Annotated in this window: 16 protein-coding genes; 12 read left to right on the plus strand and 4 right to left on the minus strand. The window is 71.2% G+C overall.

Going from position 1 to position 16,911, the window contains the following annotated elements:
• The first annotated feature begins 142 nt into the window (after positions 1-142).
• The 6 genes from H504_RS0104205 (at position 143) to dnaB (ending at position 4,756) form a co-directional block, all read left to right on the plus strand.
• A complete protein-coding gene (locus tag H504_RS0104205) occupies positions 143-1,159 on the plus strand; it encodes a hypothetical protein (protein WP_026421756.1) in 1,017 nt (338 codons plus the stop codon).
• Positions 1,160-1,276: 117 nt separating this feature from the next.
• Positions 1,277-1,567, plus strand: coding sequence for a 30S ribosomal protein S6 (rpsF, locus tag H504_RS0104210; RefSeq protein WP_026421757.1), 291 nt, complete (start codon positions 1,277-1,279; stop codon positions 1,565-1,567).
• Positions 1,568-1,569: 2 nt separating this feature from the next.
• Complete coding sequence (locus H504_RS0104215) at positions 1,570-2,097, plus strand: single-stranded DNA-binding protein (protein WP_026421758.1); 528 nt, start codon at positions 1,570-1,572, stop codon at positions 2,095-2,097.
• Between the two features lie 60 nt (positions 2,098-2,157).
• A complete protein-coding gene (rpsR, locus tag H504_RS0104220; RefSeq protein WP_026421759.1) occupies positions 2,158-2,406 on the plus strand; it encodes a 30S ribosomal protein S18 in 249 nt (82 codons plus the stop codon).
• 13 nt (positions 2,407-2,419) lie between these two features.
• Entirely contained in the window at positions 2,420-2,878 is a 459-nt protein-coding gene (gene rplI, locus H504_RS0104225) for a 50S ribosomal protein L9 (RefSeq protein ID WP_026421760.1), read from the plus strand.
• 555 nt (positions 2,879-3,433) lie between these two features.
• Positions 3,434-4,756 carry a replicative DNA helicase gene (dnaB, locus tag H504_RS0104230; RefSeq protein ID WP_425394036.1) on the plus strand — a complete coding sequence of 441 codons (1,323 nt, stop codon included), beginning with the start codon at positions 3,434-3,436 and terminating at the stop codon, positions 4,754-4,756.
• Here the strand turns inward: dnaB and H504_RS0104235 are convergent.
• Positions 4,753-5,175 (minus strand): MarR family winged helix-turn-helix transcriptional regulator, encoded by a 423-nt coding sequence (locus H504_RS0104235; RefSeq protein WP_026421762.1) that lies wholly within the window; start codon positions 5,173-5,175, stop codon positions 4,753-4,755. The genes dnaB and H504_RS0104235 overlap by 4 nt on opposite strands.
• A 48-nt stretch (positions 5,176-5,223) precedes the next feature.
• Here H504_RS0104235 and H504_RS0104240 point away from each other — a divergent pair, with 48 nt between their 5' ends.
• Both H504_RS0104240 and H504_RS0104245 read left to right on the plus strand, forming a co-directional pair.
• Entirely contained in the window at positions 5,224-5,574 is a 351-nt protein-coding gene (locus tag H504_RS0104240; RefSeq protein ID WP_026421763.1) for a helix-turn-helix domain-containing protein, read from the plus strand.
• Positions 5,575-5,647: 73 nt separating this feature from the next.
• Positions 5,648-6,427 (plus strand): dioxygenase family protein, encoded by a 780-nt coding sequence (locus H504_RS0104245; protein WP_026421764.1) that lies wholly within the window; start codon positions 5,648-5,650, stop codon positions 6,425-6,427.
• Between the two features lie 54 nt (positions 6,428-6,481).
• Here H504_RS0104245 and H504_RS43560 read toward each other — a convergent pair whose 3' ends face one another.
• From H504_RS43560 to H504_RS0104260, 3 genes are all read right to left on the minus strand, one after another.
• Entirely contained in the window at positions 6,482-9,628 is a 3,147-nt protein-coding gene (locus tag H504_RS43560; protein WP_026421765.1) for a beta strand repeat-containing protein, read from the minus strand.
• A 171-nt stretch (positions 9,629-9,799) separates the two neighbouring features.
• Positions 9,800-10,669, minus strand: a complete 870-nt coding sequence (locus H504_RS0104255) for a hypothetical protein (RefSeq protein ID WP_026421766.1) — start codon at positions 10,667-10,669, stop codon at positions 9,800-9,802.
• 218 nt (positions 10,670-10,887) lie between these two features.
• Positions 10,888-13,128: a translocation/assembly module TamB domain-containing protein gene (locus H504_RS0104260; RefSeq protein WP_245614069.1), complete on the minus strand. Its 2,241-nt coding sequence runs from the start codon at positions 13,126-13,128 to the stop codon at positions 10,888-10,890.
• Positions 13,129-13,192: 64 nt separating this feature from the next.
• Between H504_RS0104260 and H504_RS0104265 the strand changes: the two genes are divergently transcribed.
• From H504_RS0104265 to H504_RS33220, 4 genes are read left to right on the plus strand one after another with little or no spacing between them, the layout of a single operon-like run.
• Positions 13,193-14,392, plus strand: a complete 1,200-nt coding sequence (locus H504_RS0104265) for an AI-2E family transporter (protein WP_026421768.1) — start codon at positions 13,193-13,195, stop codon at positions 14,390-14,392.
• Positions 14,389-15,543: a MacS family sensor histidine kinase gene (gene macS / locus H504_RS0104270; protein WP_026421769.1), complete on the plus strand. Its 1,155-nt coding sequence runs from the start codon at positions 14,389-14,391 to the stop codon at positions 15,541-15,543. The genes H504_RS0104265 and macS overlap by 4 nt, the downstream gene beginning before the upstream one ends.
• 16 nt (positions 15,544-15,559) lie before the next feature.
• Positions 15,560-16,198, plus strand: coding sequence for a response regulator (locus tag H504_RS0104275; RefSeq protein WP_211239256.1), 639 nt, complete (start codon positions 15,560-15,562; stop codon positions 16,196-16,198).
• 9 nt (positions 16,199-16,207) lie between these two features.
• Positions 16,208-16,825, plus strand: a complete 618-nt coding sequence (locus H504_RS33220; RefSeq protein ID WP_035303276.1) for a DUF1707 SHOCT-like domain-containing protein — start codon at positions 16,208-16,210, stop codon at positions 16,823-16,825.
• Positions 16,826-16,911 lie beyond the last annotated feature (86 nt).

Consider the following 16,911-nt stretch of genomic DNA (forward strand, 5'->3'; position numbering starts at 1 on the left):
CGGTGGGCGCGGACCGGGGCGTTCTGCTCCAACCGGGCTAATGCGAAGCACTTTCGGGCAAAGACACCCGGTGAGCGTCACCATGTCGGGTTACAGTCGTTGTCTCCGAGTGAAGTTACTCATCGGTATCCGGAGGATCTTCATGCGACGGCGTGGCAAGACCGGGGTAGCCACCCTGGTGCTCGTGCTCAGCGGGACCACCGCGGCACTCCTGGCGGGCAGCGGTACGGCCGCGGCCGCCGAACCGATCGTGGTCGGCGACTGCGCGACCACGGTCCAAGGCGCCCCGGGCACCCCGATCTCACTCAGCCCGGCCGCCGTGCTGCGCCCGGTGCTCGACATCGTCAACGCCGTGCCGCTCCTGGGGCCGTCGCTCGCGGGTGGGGTCAGCGGCGCGGTGTCGTCCATGGGCAACATCCCGCTCGGCGCGATCCCCGCGGCGAACTCGACCATCCCGGGCGGAACCATCGCCGCCGCGGCGGTACCGCAGATCAAGAACGCGATCGGCAAGGTCCCGCTCATCGGATCCGTGCTCAACGGTGTCGTCTCCAGCGTGCAGAGCACGTTGACCGCGGGCTGCTCGATCACCGTCCAGGTCGTCAACGCGGCGACCGCGCCGGTCCAGGACGGCGCGAAGGCGGTCGCGGGCGCGGTCCAACAGGGCACCGCCGCGCTGCCGAACCTGGTCCCCGGCCTCATCCCGGGGACCCCGAACAAGCCGGGCACCAACCCGGGCACGACCCCCGGCAACCCGCAGACCCCCGGCGGCACTCCCGGCACGACCGGCAACCCCACGACCGGGCCGAACACGTCCGTGATCGGCGGGATCACCCCGGGCGGCCTGCCGCTCTACGGGTCCGGCCTGAGCTTCGGCCGCTCCCCGATGACCGACTACGCAGGCATCCCGTACGCCGAGGCCGGGCTGTTCTCCCCGTCGCCGGGTGTCCGGTACGGCGGATCGGTGCCCGGGTACGCGCCGCAGTTCGGCATCCTCGGCAGCGGCGACGCCAACGGGGTCCAAGCGGCCGGGCACGCGGAGGCGATGGACTCGCCCGGCGGTCGCGGCATCGAACTCCCCGTGCTGCTCGCGGTCTTCGCGCTGTCCGGCGTGACGGCGGCGCTCGTGCGGACCTGGGTGCTGCGCCGGACCCCGGCCTGACCCGAACTCGCGGTCCCGCGCAGGGGCCGGAAAGTCCGACTGTTACCCTTCTGCGGCAAGACCCTCCTGCCACGGAACGTCCGTGGCCGCCGAGCCCACAGGAGGTGAGTGGTCTTCATGCGTCATTACGAGGTCATGGTCATCCTCGACCCCACACTCGACGAGCGCACCGTCGCACCGTCGCTCGACACGTTCCTCAACGTCATCCGCACTTCGGGCGGGAACGTGGAGAAGGTCGACATCTGGGGCAAGCGCCGCCTCTCGTTCGAGATCAAGAAGCACAGCGAGGGCATCTACGCGGTGCTCGACGTCAACGCCGAGCCCGCCGCGGTCAAGGAGCTCGACCGCCAACTGTCGCTGCAGGAGTCCGTTCTGCGGACCAAGGTCATGCGGCGCGAGACGGCCTGAGCATGGCAGGGGACACGATCATCACGGTCGTCGGCAACCTGACCGCTGACCCGGAACTGCGGTTCACCCCGTCCGGTGCCGCCGTCGCCAGCTTCACCGTGGCGTCCACCCCGCGCACCTTCGACCGCCAGAGCGGCGAGTGGAAGGACGGCGAGGCGCTGTTCCTGCGCTGCAACATCTGGCGGCAGGCGGCGGAGAACGTCGCCGAGTCGCTGACCCGCGGCTCCCGCGTGCTGGTCACCGGGCGGCTCAAGCAGCGGTCCTTCGAAACCCGCGAGGGTGAGAAGCGCACCGTCATGGAGCTCGAGGTCGACGAGGTCGGCCCGTCCCTGCGGTACGCCACCGCGAAGGTCAACAAGGTCAGCCGGGGCACCGGCGGCGAAGGTGGCGGCTTCGGCGGTGGCGGCGGAAGTCGCGGCGGCAGCGGCGGCGGGGGCTACAACGGCCCGTCCGCGCCGCCGGACGACCCGTGGGGTTCGGCACCGCCCGCAGGCGGCGGTGGCGGCTTCAACGACGAACCGCCGTTCTGACCGGGTAGCAGCGCACCCAACCCCAGACGCTTTCTCGACATACCACTCAGGAGTTTCCCCGTGGCCAAGCCACCGATTCGCAAGCCGAAGAAGAAGGTCTGCGTGTTCTGCAAGGACGCGAAGAAAGAGCGTCCGGTGAACATCGACTACAAGGACACCACGCTGCTGCGCAAGTACATCTCCGACCGCGGCAAGATCCGCGCGCGTCGGGTGACCGGCAACTGCAGCCAGCACCAGCGCGACGTCGCCATCGCGGTCAAGAACGCCCGCGAGGTCGCCCTGCTCCCGTACACCTCGACCGCCCGCTGACCAGGAGGGGACGATCATGAAGCTCATCCTCACCACCGATGTCAGCGGACTCGGCGGCCCCGGTGACCTCGTCGAGGTCAAGGACGGCTACGGCCGCAACTATCTGCTGCCCCGCGGCTTCGCCATCCTGGCCACCCGCGGCGCGGAGAAGCAGGTCCAGGTCATCCGCCGGGCGCAGGAGGCCAGCCGGATCCGCAACCTCGACCACGCCAAGGAGGTCAAGGCCGCGCTGTCCGCGCTGGGCACCGTCCCGCTGAAGGCCAAGGCCGCCTCGGGCTCGGGCAAGCTGTTCGGCTCGATCACCACCGCCGACGTCGTCGCCGCGGTCAAGGCCGCCGGTGGCCCGGTGCTCGACAAGCGCGCCGTCGAGCTGTCCGGCCACATCAAGACGGTGGGCAAGCACTCGGTCAGCGTGCGCCTGCACCCCGACGTCACCGCCGCGTTCACGGTGCACGTCGCCGCCACGAGCTGAGACCCGCTCGACTCCCGCAACCGCCCCGCTCGGTCACGCTGAGTGGGGCGGTTGCGTCTGCTCAGTTGTCCACAGGCTGAGCCGCACCCGAGCGAGCGACCGGTCTCGCGACACGCCGAAAAGCGACAACAGCGCGACACGCCGGGCAACGTCCCGGGCAATTTCTCCACAGCCTGTCCACAGGCCCTGACCTGGGGTTCTTTCCACAGCACGGACACCTGTCCCCAGGTTGTCCACAGCCCGCCGGGTAGCTGTGCCCAGTGGTTCGCGCTCATCCCCAGGTTGTCCACAGGTGCATCCCCAGCGTGGTTTGCAAGCCGCCGATCAGGGGTCCTAGCGTCGCCTGGCGACATCGGCGCGGCGGGTCGATCACCACCCGAATGTCGTACCGAGCACCTATCGTCTGACCCACCCACCCGTGGCGGACCCGGGGCTCGCGGCTTGTCGGCAGTGACGTTCGTTCGAAGTGCGACGTTCGTTCGAAGTGCAGAGGAGGGGCAGTCAGTGGCGCTCGCCAACGACCTCTCGGTGCCGCCGGAACCCGGCGACTTCGGCATGGACCGCAAGCCCCCGCAGGACCTGCCCGCCGAACAGAGCGTGCTCGGCGGCATGATGCTGTCCAAGGACGCCATCGCCGACGTGGTCGAGGTGCTCCGCCCCGGCGACTTCTACAAGCCCGGCCACCAGATCGTCTACGACACGATCCTCGACCTGTACGGCCGCGGCGAGCCCGCCGACCCGATCACCGTGTCCGCCGAATTGGAACGGCGCGGCGAACTGCGCAAGGTCGGCGGCGCCAACTACCTGCACACACTCATCTCGTTCGTGCCCACCGCCGCCAACGCGGGCTACTACGCCGAGATCGTCGCCGAGAAGGCGACGCTGCGCAGGCTGGTCGAGGCGGGCACCCGCATCGTGCAACTGGGCTACCAGGGCGCGGAGGGCGCCGACGTCACCGAGATCGTCGACCGCGCGCAGGCGTCCATCTACGAGGTCACCGAGCGCAGCACGAGCGAGGACTACATCGCGCTCGAGGAACTGCTGCAGCCCACCATGGACGAGATCGACGCCATCGCCTCCCGCGGCGGCATCTCCCAGGGCATCCCCACCGGCTTCGCCGACCTCGACGAGATCACCAACGGCCTGCACCCCGGCCAGATGATCATCGTCGCGGCCCGCCCCGGCGTCGGCAAGTCCACCCTGGGCCTCGACTTCGCCCGCTCCTGCTCCATCAAGCACGGCATGAGCAGCGTCATCTTCTCCCTGGAGATGAGCCGCACCGAGATCGTCATGCGCATGCTCTCCGCCGAGGCCAAGATCCGCCTCGGCGACATGCGCGGCGGCCGGATGACCGACGACGACTGGACCCGCCTCGCCCGCCGGATGAGCGAGATCAGCGAGGCCCCCATGTTCATCGACGACTCACCGAACATGACCATGATGGAGATCCGCGCCAAGGCGCGGCGGCTCAAGCAGCGGCACGACCTGAAGCTCGTCGTCGTCGACTACATGCAGTTGATGACCTCCGGCAAGCGCGTCGAGTCCCGCCAGCAGGAGGTCTCCGAGTTCTCCCGGCAGCTCAAGCTGCTGGCCAAGGAGATCGAGGTCCCGGTCATCGCCATCAGCCAGCTCAACCGCGGCCCCGAGCAACGCACCGACAAACGCCCCATGCTCTCCGACCTGCGCGAGTCCGGCTCCCTGGAACAGGACGCCGACATGGTCATCCTCATCAACCGCCCCGACGCCTGGGAACGCGACGACCCCCGCGCGGGGGAAGCCGACCTCATCCTCGCCAAACACCGCGCAGGCCCCACCGCCACCGTCGTCGTCGCCCACCAACTCCACTACAGCCGCTTCGCCGACCTCGCCCAGGGCTAGCGACCGCGCGCCGCGCGGTACGAGTCGACGAACGTGTCGAGCAAGGTGGCGAATCGGACGCGGTCTGCCGCGGACCAGGACTCCATGGCCTGACCGAAGGCGGCGCGGCGTTTCTCGTGGACGGCCTCGGCGTGGGCGAGGCCCGCGGGGGTGAGGGACAGCACGACTCGACGGCCGTCGGTCTGGTCGGCGCCGCGGGTGACGGCCCCCTCGGTGACGGCGTGGGCGACGAGCCTGCTGGCGCGGGGTTGGTCGACGGCGAGTGCCGCCGCGATCTCGGTGACCGTGCTCGGTCCCAGTTCCTCCAGCGCGTCGACCACCAGGGTGACGGTCGGGTCGTGCCCGCCCGCCAGCGTTCGGCGGGTTTGCAGGCGGCGGATGGTGACCATCGCGCGTTCGACCGTTGCCACGGGGTCCATGCATGTAATCTTACAAGTACTTGTCGGATTACATACACAGGAGCGGCCGTGAAGCCGATCGGGTACTGGGTGAAGGAGTTGGACCGGCGCTTGGAGGAGCGGTTCGAGCAGGAACTCGGGGACGTGTCGCGGCGGGAGTGGCAGGTGCTCAACGCGCTGCCGGACGATCCCGTCGACCTGCTCGCACCGTTCTCGGGTACGCCGGAAGCGGTCGAGAGGTTGCGCGCGCGGGGGTGGGTGTCGGGTCGCGAACTCACCGAGGACGGCGCGACGGCGAAGGCCGAGATCGCGGCGAAGGTCACCCGGCTCCGCGCGTCGGTCACCACCGGGATCGGCGATGACGAGTACCTCGCCACGGTGAGAGTCCTGGAGCGGATGGTGCACAACCTGGGCGGGTGACCGAGGCTGGGAATAACCGACCCCACCGGTAGCGTCGTGCTAGGTTGTTCAATATTCAACCAAGAGGTGGGACATGACCGCACAGCCCGTGCTCTACCTGAGCCACGGCGCCCCGCCGTTGGCCGATGACGCGTTGTGGACCGAACAGCTCGCGCGGTGGTCGACCGGGTTGGCGCGGCCTGCGGCGATCCTGATCGTGTCCGCGCACTGGGAGGAAGCGCCGCTGGCGATCGGGGCGACGGAGACGGTGCCGTTGACCTACGACTTCTGGGGGTTCCCGGAGCGCTACTACCAGGTGCGCTACCCCGCGCCCGGTGCGCCGGAGTTGGCGGCCAAGGTGCGGAAGTTGCTGCGCGGCAAGGGAACCCCGGTGCAGGACGAACCCGCGCGCGGGTTGGACCACGGCGCGTACGTGCCGCTGGTCGAGATGTTCCCCGATGCCGACGTCCCGGTGTTGCAGATCTCGATGCCGACCCTGGACCCGGCGACGTTGCTGGAGATCGGCCGGAAGCTCGCGCCGTTGCGCGACGAAGGGGTGCTGATCATCGGGAGCGGCTTCTTCACGCACAACCTGTCCGGCCTGAGCATGAGCCGCGACCCCGGCCACACCCCGCCCGCCTGGTCCAGCGAGTTCGACGACTGGGGCGACCGGGCCATCGCCGAGCACGACCTGGACGCGTTGGTCGACTTCCAGCGCAAGGCGCCCGCGGCCCGGCTGGCGCACCCGAGGACCGAGCACTTCGCGCCGCTGTTCGTCGCGCTGGGGGCCACTGTGGACAGTCCGGGGGAGCAGCGGGCGGTGATCGACGGCTTCTGGTACGGCCTGTCCAAGCGGTCCTGGCAGTTCGGCTGAGAAAACGGGACTGGCCCGGGGGGAGTCCCCGGGCCAGTCCACTTCGGACGCGGATCAGTGGAACAGGTTCCGCAGCTGCGACTGGGTGTCGCTCAGCGACGACACGGCGGGCAGCGCGGAGTGCGTGTCCAGGCCGGACAGCGCGGGGGTGTGCACCGGGAGCGCCGAACCGTTCACCGGCAGCCCGTTCACCGGCAGCCCGTTGACCGGGAGACCGTTGACCGGGAGACCGTTGACGGGGAGAGCGTTGACCGGCAGCCCGTTCACCGGCAGCGAGGAGCCGCCGACCGGCAGGTGCGGCAGCGCCGGGGCCTGGAACAGGTTGCCGGAGAAGGCACCGCTCAGGCCGTCGGTGGGCAGGTTCGAGCGACCCGCGGCGGGCGGGGTGACGTGCACCGGCAGGCCGCCGGTCAGCCCGTCGGTGGGCAGGCCACCGATCACGTTGCCGCCGGGCAGGCCACCGCCGAGCAGACCCGCCACCGGCAGGCCATCGACCAGGCTCGCGCCGGGCAGGCCGCCGCCGGTGAGGCCACCGGTCAGGCCGCTGGTCGGCAGGGTGCCGCTGGTGGGCAGGGCGTGGGTCAGCGTGCCGGTGGACAGGCCGCCGAGCGGGCTGCCCATGGCCGAGCGCTGGGTGGGCAGGCCGCCGAAGATCCCGTTGAACGGCAGCTCGGTGGCCTCGAGGCCACCGACGGTGGGCAGCCGCAGCGGGGTCTCGTCGGTGACGCTTGTGTCACCGATGTGCGCGGTGTTGACCTGCTTGGCGGCGGCGACGGCGTTCGCCGCCACCTCGACCGGCACGTTGTAGACCGGGGCGTTGGCGTTGGTGGGCGCGGTGAGGTGGATGCCGTTGAGGCTGCCGCCCTGACCGCTGGTGGTGGAGTGGCCGCCGACCTGGCCGGTGGTGTTGTTGTCCGAGATGCCGAAGGCGTGGCTGCCGACCGCGGACACCGCGTCGCCGTGCGGCTGGACGAAGGCGCCCGCCGGGACGTCGGCGAGGGTGCCGGAGAGGAACCCGTAATCGCCGTTGGTGGTCAGGTCGCCACCGGAGTTGGCGGTGCTCGACGAGGTCGAGTTGGCCTTGTTGTCCCCGGCGACACCGGAGACCGCTGCGCCGAACGCCTGGACGACCGGGCCCGCCTGGGCACCGACGATGTTGCCGGAGATCGAACCGCGCTGGCCGCTGGTGGTGGCCTTGTCGCCCGCGGTGGTGGTGACGGTGTTGTCGGCGCCCGCGATGTTCTTGCCCGCGACGGCGATCGAGTCGCCGAAGGGCTGCAGCGCACCGGCGACCGGCACCGTCGCGATGTTGCCCGCGAGGCTGCCGTCCTTGCCGTCGGTGGTCGCGATGCCGCCGGTGGCGATGTCGGAGACGTTGCTGCCCTTGGCGTTGCCGTGGCCGCCGACGGTGCCGCCGATGCCGAACGCCTGGATCGGCAGGGCCGCCGGGCTCTGCACGATGTTGCCGGAGGCGGTGCCGCCGGTGGCCGAGGCCTTCGAGTCGCTGCCCGCGATGATCTGGTTCTCCAGCGCGGTGTCCGACGTGGTGTTGGCGACCGCGCCGACCCCGTTGCCGAACGCCTGGATGGGCGCCGCGATCGGGGTGTTGACCAGGTTGGCCGCGCCGACCGCGTTGTCGTCGGCCGTGTTGGCGTCGCCGCCCGCGCTGGAGAACTTGGTCTCGGTGGCGGTGATGTCGGAGTTGCCGCCCGCGCCGATGCCGTTGCTGATCAGCTCGGTGGGCACGGTGACCGGGATCTGGCCGCCGTTGCCGCCGCCGACGGAGTCGTCGCCGCTGGTGCCCGCGTCGCCGCCCGCGTTGGTGGTGGTGATGTTCTCGCAGGCGATGGTGGAGTTGCCACCGATGACGCCGCCGTTGGCGCAGGAATCGATCGGCGCCGAGATCGGGTTGTTGACCAGGGTGCCGGAGAGCACGCCCTGCTCGCCGCGGGTGATCGCGGTGCCGCCGACGCCGGTGTCGATCACGTTGTTCTGGTCGGTGGTGGCGTTGCCGATCACGCCTGCCGCGTTGCCGATGGCCGAGACCGGGGCAGCGGTGGAGGTGGCGCCGATCGCGCCGCCGAGCACCGAGTCGGTGCCGTTGGAGCGGTTGCCGCCGCCCGCGACGGACACCAGGTCCGAGGCGCAGGTGGTGTGCGACTGGCCGACGACGACCGACGAGGTGCAGTCGGCGGTGGTGGGCGCGGTGATGGCGGGCTGCACGATGTTGCCGCCGCCGGTGGAGTCGACGCCGTTGGTGTGCACGTACACCGGGTTGCCGCCGAGGTCGGGGCTCTGCGCGCCGGACTGGGCGGTGGTGGAGTTGACCGAGTTGGCGGTGGCCTTGCCGAGCACGCCGAGACCGGTGCCGGTGCCGCGGACCGGGGCGGTCAGCGGGACGACGGCGCCGTTGCCGCCGAGGGTGGAGTCCTCGCCGTCGGTCTTGATGACGCCACCGGCCAGGCTGTCGGAGCTGGTGGTGGAGTCCGAGTCGGCCTTGCCGCCGACGGTGACCGCGTTGCCGTTGAGCTGGACCGGGCTCGCGCCCTGGGCGCCGACGACGTTGCCGGACAGCGTGCCGTCCGCACCGGTGGTGGTGATGTCGCCGTCGGCGTGCGCGGTCTGGTCGGCGGTGTTGTGCGTGGTGGCGTCGCCCAGGATGCTGGCGGCGTTGCCGGTCACCTGGACCGGGGCGGCGTAGTCGAGGTTGACGACGTTGCCCGCGATCGCGCGGTCCTCGCCGGTCGTGCTGACCGGGCGGGAGATGTTGGTGGTCTGGGTCGAGTTGTTGGTGACCGACGAGTCGCCGCCGAGGGCGATCGCGTTGCCGGACACGTCGACCGGGACGGTGACGCCGCTGACGATCTTGTTGGCGCGCAGCGGGGCGTTGTTGCCGGTGAGCAGCTTCTCCGAGGCCGAGTCGGCCAGCGGGGCGACCAGCGTGCCACCCGGGACGGCCTTGAGGACCTCGCGGGGGCTGGTGGAGATGGTGCGGTTGACGTCCGGCAGGCGCTTGTCGCCCAGCACGGTGCCGATCGCGTTGTTCTGCACCCTTGCGTCGACGACGACCTTCGTGTCCAACGCGGGCGCGGGGGTGTCCGGGTTGACGTTGTCATCGGCGGAGGCGATTCCGGTGCCCAGCATGAGCAAGCCACCGGTGACCAGCGCGGTCTGGAATCCGCGCTTAGCCCAGGTCTGCATGGTTCTCCTTCATGGGTTGAACAGGCACGGGTGACCACGACGCCGGGCGCGTCGGGAGGCGGGTGGTCACCCGGGATTTCGGCGAGAGGTACTGGCTCAAGGCGCGGCCTCGGCCCCGCGGACGTGGGCGCTGGACCTGGGGAGCGCTGGGCTCCCCGGCCGCGCCGCGGATCAGTCGGGGGTGACGCCGGGCTGTGCGGCGACCGCCGCGACAACCACGACCGGGGTCGCGCGGTGCGCGAGTGCCGGGGTGGTGTCGGAATCGGCCGGGGTGACGGCCACCAGGCCGTGACCGAGGGCGTCCGCCGCGCCTGCGCCGGTGGTGTTCACCGGGCCTGCGGGAGCGGGCATGCTCAACGGCGCCAGCGGGCTGGGGCCGGTGGGTCGGGTGGGGTTCGGCCGGTCGGCCCGCGCGTCGGCGGTCTCGGGGGAGCCGCGCTGGGACAGGCCGGTGCCCGCGGCGCGCCGGGTGGCGCCCGCCGGGTGCCGGTCGGCGACCTGGGCGGCCGGGGCCGCGCTGGTCGCGGCCGGGTCGGCCTGCGTGACGTCGGGAGATCCGGGCGCCGGGTCCGCGAGCGGCCCGGTCGGCCCGGCCGCGGGGGCGACCTGGTGGCTGGTGCCGCGGCCTGCCGACCCGCCGAGCGGCAGGTCGAGCCGGACGGGGCGCAGTTGCCTGGCCAGGTCACGGCCGAACTGGTCGACGGCCTGGGTGGCCTGGGTGGCCGTCCGGGTCGCCTGGTGGCTCACCTCGGTCACCCGGGTGGCGTCGACCGGTTCGCCGACGAGCGTGCCCACCCGGTCGGTCAGCCCGACCAGGGCGGTCTTGACGTCGACGAGGGCGGGGGCGTCGGGGGCGGCGTCCACCACCGACCGCAGATCGTGCTGCAGGTCGGTGGCGACATCGGCGCTCGCGGTGGCGGTGGCGAAAGCCCACGCCGCCGCGGTACCCGCGAGGGTGCCACCGAGGACGAGCAGGGCACGGGAGAGGACGCGCCGCGTCGCGGTCGCCTCTCTCGTCTGCACGTCGTCGTGGCCGCTCATCGCTTGTCCCGGGTCGCCCTTCCGATCCGTGTGCACGGCGGGTCCGCCGTGCAGCGAAAACACTCGCACCCGAGCGGGTCGTTATGCACGCGTGACTCAGGATGCCCACCGGATCGTGTGACGAACACAGAGTGTTTCCACAGATCACGCTCAGCGACTATCACTGGTGATCGCGGGTTTCCGCCCCGAGCTGTCCACAGGGTCGAACCGAGCGGAACTCAGTCCCGCTTCAGCACCCGGGTCGCTCCGGCGGCCGCCGTGGTGGCCAGGATCCAGCCGACCGCGATCAGCACCCCCGAGATCCACTGGGACGCGCCGACCATCCGCCACTTGTTGTCCTGCCCCAGGTCGACGATGGGCAGCAGCAGGTCGGTGGACAGCAGCGGCGGGTTCCACACCGGGTTCACGTCGTTGTCGAGCTTCTGCATGGTGTGCGTGCTGAACCAGAGCGTGCCGAGGATCCAGAACAGCGCGAGCCAGATCATCGCCAGCCACGGCCGGTACCCGAAGCCGACGGTGATCTCCTGCAGCCGCCCCCAGAACCGGCCTGCCCAGTGGAGTTCGGCGTACCGGCGGCGCTGCCGTTCGAGGTGGACCTGTCGCGCCAGTTCCTCCTGTCCGCCTTCGGAGTAGACGGCGGCCAGTCGCTCGTAGGGGCCGGGCGCGAAGTCGGGTTGAACCTCCCGCAGCCACTGCAGCCGCGTTTTGACAGTTACCTCTGGCACCGCGGTGAGTGCGGTAAAGGTGAAATCCTCCAGTTCCACACCACCGTGCGCCGCCCACAGCCCGGGGCCGTCGAACACCGACACCGCCGACGCGCGGGTGAGGATCACCGCGCCGCGCGGCGGTCGCCGTTCGGGGAAGATCAGCACCAACTCCTGCGCAGTGAGCCCGTACGCGGAGAACACCTTGTCCGCGACGGGGTCCGCGGGTCTGGTCCGCCCACCGAGCCGGGCCCCCGCGAAGGTGGCCATCTTGCCCACCTCGACGAGCCGCACCCGTACACCGCCGATGGCGCGGAACCCGTGGCTGCACAGCAGGTCTTTGCCGATGGTCGCGACGCGCGCGTCCAGCGAGGGCTTGACCGTGCCGTCCGGGCGTAATCGCGGCTTGGTGAGGTGCGCGCCGGAGCAGTCGAGGCTGGAACCGATGTTGGCGTTCTGCAGCCGGATCGACCCCGCCGCGCGGATCTTGCGCAGGAACAGGGTGCCGCCGACGCGCAGCCGGTCGGCGAACAGCACGTCAACACCCGGCCCGCGCAACCGTGCCCGGGACAGGCTCGCGCTGCCGTGCACGTGCGCGTCGACCAACCGGACCTGGCCATAAGCGCGCAGCGCGGTCCGCGGGTCGCCGTCGGTGCCACCCACCCCGGTCTGCGCGCCGCGGGCCTCGACGTCGCCGAGCACCTCGACCCCGTCGGCGACCAGGGCCACCGACACCCGGCCGACGTCGCGGCCCTCGGCGAACGCCCGCGCCATGTCCTGGACGGCCGAGCGGCGGCCGAGGGTCGCCCCGGACAGCAGCAGGTGACCGCCGATCTTGGCGCCGCGCAGGCCGACGGTGCCGCCCGCGGTGAACCCGCTGTCGAGCTTCAGGTCGCCGTCCACCCGCAGCCGGTCGGCGTCGAGGACGTAGTGGTTGTCGACCGTGCCCCTGGGCAGCACGCGCACCTGGCCGTCGCCGTCACGGGCGTCGTGCAGCCGCGCGCCGGAGAACACCGCGTCACCGCCGATGCGCGCGCCCGAGAGGATCACCGTGCCCGCCACGTCGAACTGGCCGCCGCCGGTGTCGCACAGCATGTTGCCCACGATGACAAGACCGCTCGCCTCCAGCGCGGTCCCCGACGGGTGCGCCAGCCGGGCGCCGGTGAGGTGGACGCTGCCGCCGACGTGCGCGCCACGCAGCCGCAGTTCGCCGAACACGCGCAGCGCGACCGCCTGGATCGACCCGGAGACCCGCAGCCGGGCGCCGAGCAGCGCCGCCGCCCCCGCGTTGCGCAGCACCGCCCCGGCCAGCCGCAGCGTCCCCTCGACAGTGGCGTCGGTCAGGTCCAGCACCCCTGAACAGGTGTAGCCGGACTCCAACAGCAGATCGCTGCCCACCCGCACGTTCCGCGCGAACAGTCCGGGCATCCGGCAGCCGCGCAGGCTGAGCGCGACCAGCCGGGCCATCCGCAGCACCGGGGCGTGCTCGAACTCGCACCGCTGCAGCGTGATGACCGGGTCGACGGTGCGGCCCTCCAGGTCGAACCGGCCGGTGACGTGCGCGTTGTCCAACCGCAGCGCGGGCATCGCGCCCTGCCCGAGCGGGTAGGCGCCGACCAGCAGCGCGGCCAGCACCGGGCCGCGGACCCGTCGGTCGGCGCGGCCCGCCAGGTCCAGCCGGGCACCGTCGCGGAAGGACTCGAGGACCGCCCGTTCGGTGTCGGTGAGCTCGTCCGGCGGCACGTAGGCGGTCACGAGCCATATCACATCAGACAAGTTGTTCACCGCGGACCGGTTCGACCGATTACCGTGATCCGCGATGAGCAGAAACCGCGTCGCGGGCCTCAAGCACCGCACTACGCTCCCCGCCAACGACGTCACCCCGCTGGTGCCCAAGGGGCTCCGGGTCAGCGCCGCGCTGTCCTGGCGCTTCCTGGTGATCATCGGCGCGCTGTACGTGGTCCTCTGGCTGTTGGACTACTTCGCGGCCGCCGTCATCCCGGTGGCGATCGCCTTACTGCTCGCGGCGCTGATGGCCCCGGGGGTCGGCAAGCTGGTCGAGTGGCGGGTACCGCGCTCGCTGGCCACCGCGATAGTGCTGATCGGCGGCCTGGCCGTGGTCGGCGGTGTGCTCACCTTCGTGATCACCGAGTTCACCAGCGGCCTGCCCCAGTTGCAGACCCAGGTGAACAGCAGCCTCGACACGATCCAGACCTGGCTGTCCACCGGGCCGCTGCACCTGCGCGCGGACCAGATCCACTCGTTCCTGCAGAACGTGATCGACACGATCAAGAGCAACCAGGCGGCGATCACCTCGGGCGCGATCACCACGGCCGCGACCATCGGCGAGGTGCTGACCGGGTTGCTGCTGACCCTGTTCATCCTGATCTTCTTCCTCTTCGACGGGGCCGGGATCTGGCGGTTCGTGGTGCGCGGGGTGCCCGGTCCGGTCCGCGACCGGGTCGACGTGGCCGGTCGGCGCGGGTTCTCGTCGCTGGTCAGTTACGTGCGGGCCACAGCGGCGGTCGCGGTGTTCGACGCGGTCTTCATCGGCATCGGACTGTGGATCATCGGGGTGCCGCTGGTGGTGCCGCTGGCCGCGCTGGTGTTCCTCACCGCGTTCATCCCGATCATCGGGGCGCTGGTGGCGGGCACCGTGGCGGTGTTGATCGCGCTGGTGGCCAACGGGTTCGTCTCGGCGCTGCTGGTGCTCGCGGTGCTGGTCCTGATCATGCAGATCGAGAGCCACGTGCTGCAGCCGTGGCTGCTCGGCCGCGCGGTGAAGCTGCACCCGCTGGCCGTGGTGCTGGCCATCGCCGTCGGCCTGATCGCGGCGGGCATCGCCGGGGCGCTGCTGTCGGTGCCGCTGCTGGCCGTGCTCAACGCCGGGATCCGGTCGCTGCTGCACGAGGGCGGCACCGATCCGGACGAGGTGGACGTGCTCGACGACGCCTCGTCCCAACCCAACGTCACCGAGGACGACGAGGCGGGCGACCAGCCGGAGCCGGGGCGAGTGTGATCCGGCAGCCGGGGCGGGCGGTCCGCAAGGACGCGCTCAAGCCGCTCTGGCGGGCCTCGGTGCTGCTTCGGGTCATCACGTTGCTGTTCGCGGCGGGGGTGGTGGCCGCGCACTCGGGGCAGTACGCGGACGACGCGCTGGCCTGGGTGGCGGTCGGGGTGATGGCGGTGTGGACCGTCGTCACCTCTTACTACTACCTGGGCCGCGCCAGGGTCGCGCTCTGGTTCACCGTGGTCGACTTGGCGCTGTGCTGCGCGGTGATGTGCCTGTCCCGGCTCGTGCTGACCCACCGGCAGTTGACCGTGGACGACGTGCCGCTCATCCCCACCGTGTGGGTGACAGCCGTGGTCGCGGTCGGCGCGGTCCGATCCGGCATGGTCGGCGGCACGGTGTTCGGCGCGGTCGTCGCCGCCTTCAACTACGGGGTGCGCGGCTACGTCGACACCGACCTGACCAGGGACCTGGTGCTGCTGGTCGGGGTCGGGTTCGTGGTGGGGTTGGCGTCGTCGACGTCGAAGCAGTCGGCCGAGCGGCTGGCGATGGCGATGCGGGCCGAGGCGGCGACCGCCGAGCGGGAGCGGCTGGCCAGGACCATCCACGACAGCGTGCTGCAGGTGCTGGCCCGGGTCCGCAAGCGCGGCCGGGAGCTGGGTGGGGAGGCCGCCGAGCTGGCCGAGTTGGCGGGCAGGCAGGAGGTGGCGCTGCGCGCGCTGGTCGCCGCCGCGCCGCTGGAGTCCAACGGCAGCGGTCAGGCCGACCTGCGGCCGCGGCTGCAGGTCCTGGCCACCGACCGGTACCAGGTGTCGGTGCCCGGGACACCGGTGACCGTCCCCGAGTCGGCCGCGACCGAGCTGGCCTACCTGGTGCGGGAGGCGCTGGAGAACGTCGACCGGCACGCCGGTCCGACCGCGCGCGCCTGGGTGCTGCTGGAGGACCTCGGCCAGGAAGTGGTGGTCAGCGTCCGCGACGACGGCGTCGGCATCCCGGCGGGACGGCTGGCGGCGGCCGAGGAACAGGGGCGGCTCGGGGTGGCCCGGTCCATCCGGGGTCGGGTGGCCGAACTGGGCGGCACGGTCACCCTGGAGACCGCACCCGCGCAGGGCACCGAGTGGGAGATCCGGCTGCCGTACCCGGGGAGGTCGTGTGGCTGAGCGGGCGATCTCGGTGATGGTCGTCGACGACCACCCGATCTGGCGCGACGGAGTGGCCCGCGACCTGGCCGAACGCGGGTTCGACGTGCGGGCGACGGCCGGGGACGCGCCCTCGGCGGTGCGGATCGCCCGCGCGGTGCGGCCCGATGTGGTGCTGATGGACCTGAACCTGGGCACCGGTTCCGGCGTGGACGCGACCCGCGAGATCACCGGCGAGTTAGCCGGCACGCGCGTGTTGGTGTTGTCCGCCAGCGGCGAGCACAACGACGTGTTGGAAGCCGTGAAGGCAGGAGCCTTCGGTTACCTCGTCAAGTCCGCGTCCGCGGAGGAGTTGGACGACGCTGTTACCCGTACCGCCACAGGTGACGCCGTCTTCACCGCGGGCCTGGCCGGGCTGGTCCTCGGCGAGTACCGGCGGATGGCGGCAGGCCCGGCGGACCCGGCGACCCCCCAGCTCACCGACCGCGAGACCGACGTCCTGCGGCTGGTCGCGAAGGGGCTGACCGCCCGCCAGATAGCCGATCGACTCGTCCTGTCGCACCGCACGGTGGAGAACCACGTGCAGTCCACGCTGCGCAAACTGCAGTTGCACAACCGGGTCGAACTGGCCAGGTACGCCATCGAACACGGGCTGGACGCCGACCCGCCGCAGTAGCCTGGACCGGTGAGCACCGAACCGATCAACCCGCGAGACCTGCGGGTCTCCGACGCCGAACGGGAGCACGTCGTCGGCATCCTGCAGAAGGCCATCGGCCAGGGGATGCTCAGCCTCGACGAGTTCACCGCCCGCACCGACACCGCGCTGGCCGCCAAGACCCGGGTCGAGCTCAACGTCGTCCTGGTCGACCTGGCGGGCGTGGTCAACCGCGAACCCGGTAGCCCCACCGCGATGCCGCCGCAAGAGTTCCGCGCCGTCATGTCCTCGATCAAGCGCGAGGGGGTGTGGACCGTCCCGCGCGAGATGGCCGTGCACAACCGGATGGGCTCCAGCGAGTTCGACTTCACCGAGGCCGTCATCAACCACGCCGAGGTGCACATCCGGCTGGAGGTCCTCGGCGGTTCGGTCGAAATGCTGCTCCCCGACGGCGCGGGCTGCGTGAGCGACGAGGTGAGCGTGATCGCGGGCAAGGTGGAGAACAAGGTCGGCGCCGCTCGCGGTGGGCCGCTGTTCGTGCTGACCGGGCGGGTGAAGGCCGGGTCGGTGCAGATACGCAGGCCCAGCTACATCCACATCGGGTCGCTGACCGTCCGCAAGCCGTGGAAACTCAGTTGGGACACCTGATTCTTATGCGGAAATGCTGACAAGGCAGTGCGGAAAGTTGAGATGGACCGCGTGGCGTTGTCGGCGCAAGACTCCGCAGCGGAGGG

It is taken from the genome of Actinokineospora inagensis DSM 44258 (genome assembly GCF_000482865.1).
Taxonomy (GTDB): Bacteria; Actinomycetota; Actinomycetes; order Mycobacteriales; family Pseudonocardiaceae; genus Actinokineospora; species Actinokineospora inagensis.

What these genes read in the sequence shown, in the direction of transcription:
- H504_RS0104235 (WP_026421762.1), bottom strand. Translation starts at nt 5,175, where the DNA reads ATGGACCCCGTGGCAACGGTCGAACGCGCGATGGTCACCATCCGCCGC.
- H504_RS43560 (WP_026421765.1), bottom strand. Translation starts at nt 9,628, where the DNA reads ATGCAGACCTGGGCTAAGCGCGGATTCCAGACCGCGCTGGTCACCGGT.
- H504_RS0104265 (WP_026421768.1), top strand. Translation starts at nt 13,193, where the DNA reads ATGAGCAGAAACCGCGTCGCGGGCCTCAAGCACCGCACTACGCTCCCC.
- H504_RS0104255 (WP_026421766.1), bottom strand. Translation starts at nt 10,669, where the DNA reads ATGAGCGGCCACGACGACGTGCAGACGAGAGAGGCGACCGCGACGCGG.
- H504_RS0104205 (WP_026421756.1), top strand. Translation starts at nt 143, where the DNA reads ATGCGACGGCGTGGCAAGACCGGGGTAGCCACCCTGGTGCTCGTGCTC.
- H504_RS0104215 (WP_026421758.1), top strand. Translation starts at nt 1,570, where the DNA reads ATGGCAGGGGACACGATCATCACGGTCGTCGGCAACCTGACCGCTGAC.
- dnaB (WP_425394036.1), top strand. Translation starts at nt 3,434, where the DNA reads ATGGACCGCAAGCCCCCGCAGGACCTGCCCGCCGAACAGAGCGTGCTC.
- H504_RS0104245 (WP_026421764.1), top strand. Translation starts at nt 5,648, where the DNA reads ATGACCGCACAGCCCGTGCTCTACCTGAGCCACGGCGCCCCGCCGTTG.
- H504_RS0104275 (WP_211239256.1), top strand. Translation starts at nt 15,560, where the DNA reads ATGGTCGTCGACGACCACCCGATCTGGCGCGACGGAGTGGCCCGCGAC.
- rpsF (WP_026421757.1), top strand. Translation starts at nt 1,277, where the DNA reads ATGCGTCATTACGAGGTCATGGTCATCCTCGACCCCACACTCGACGAG.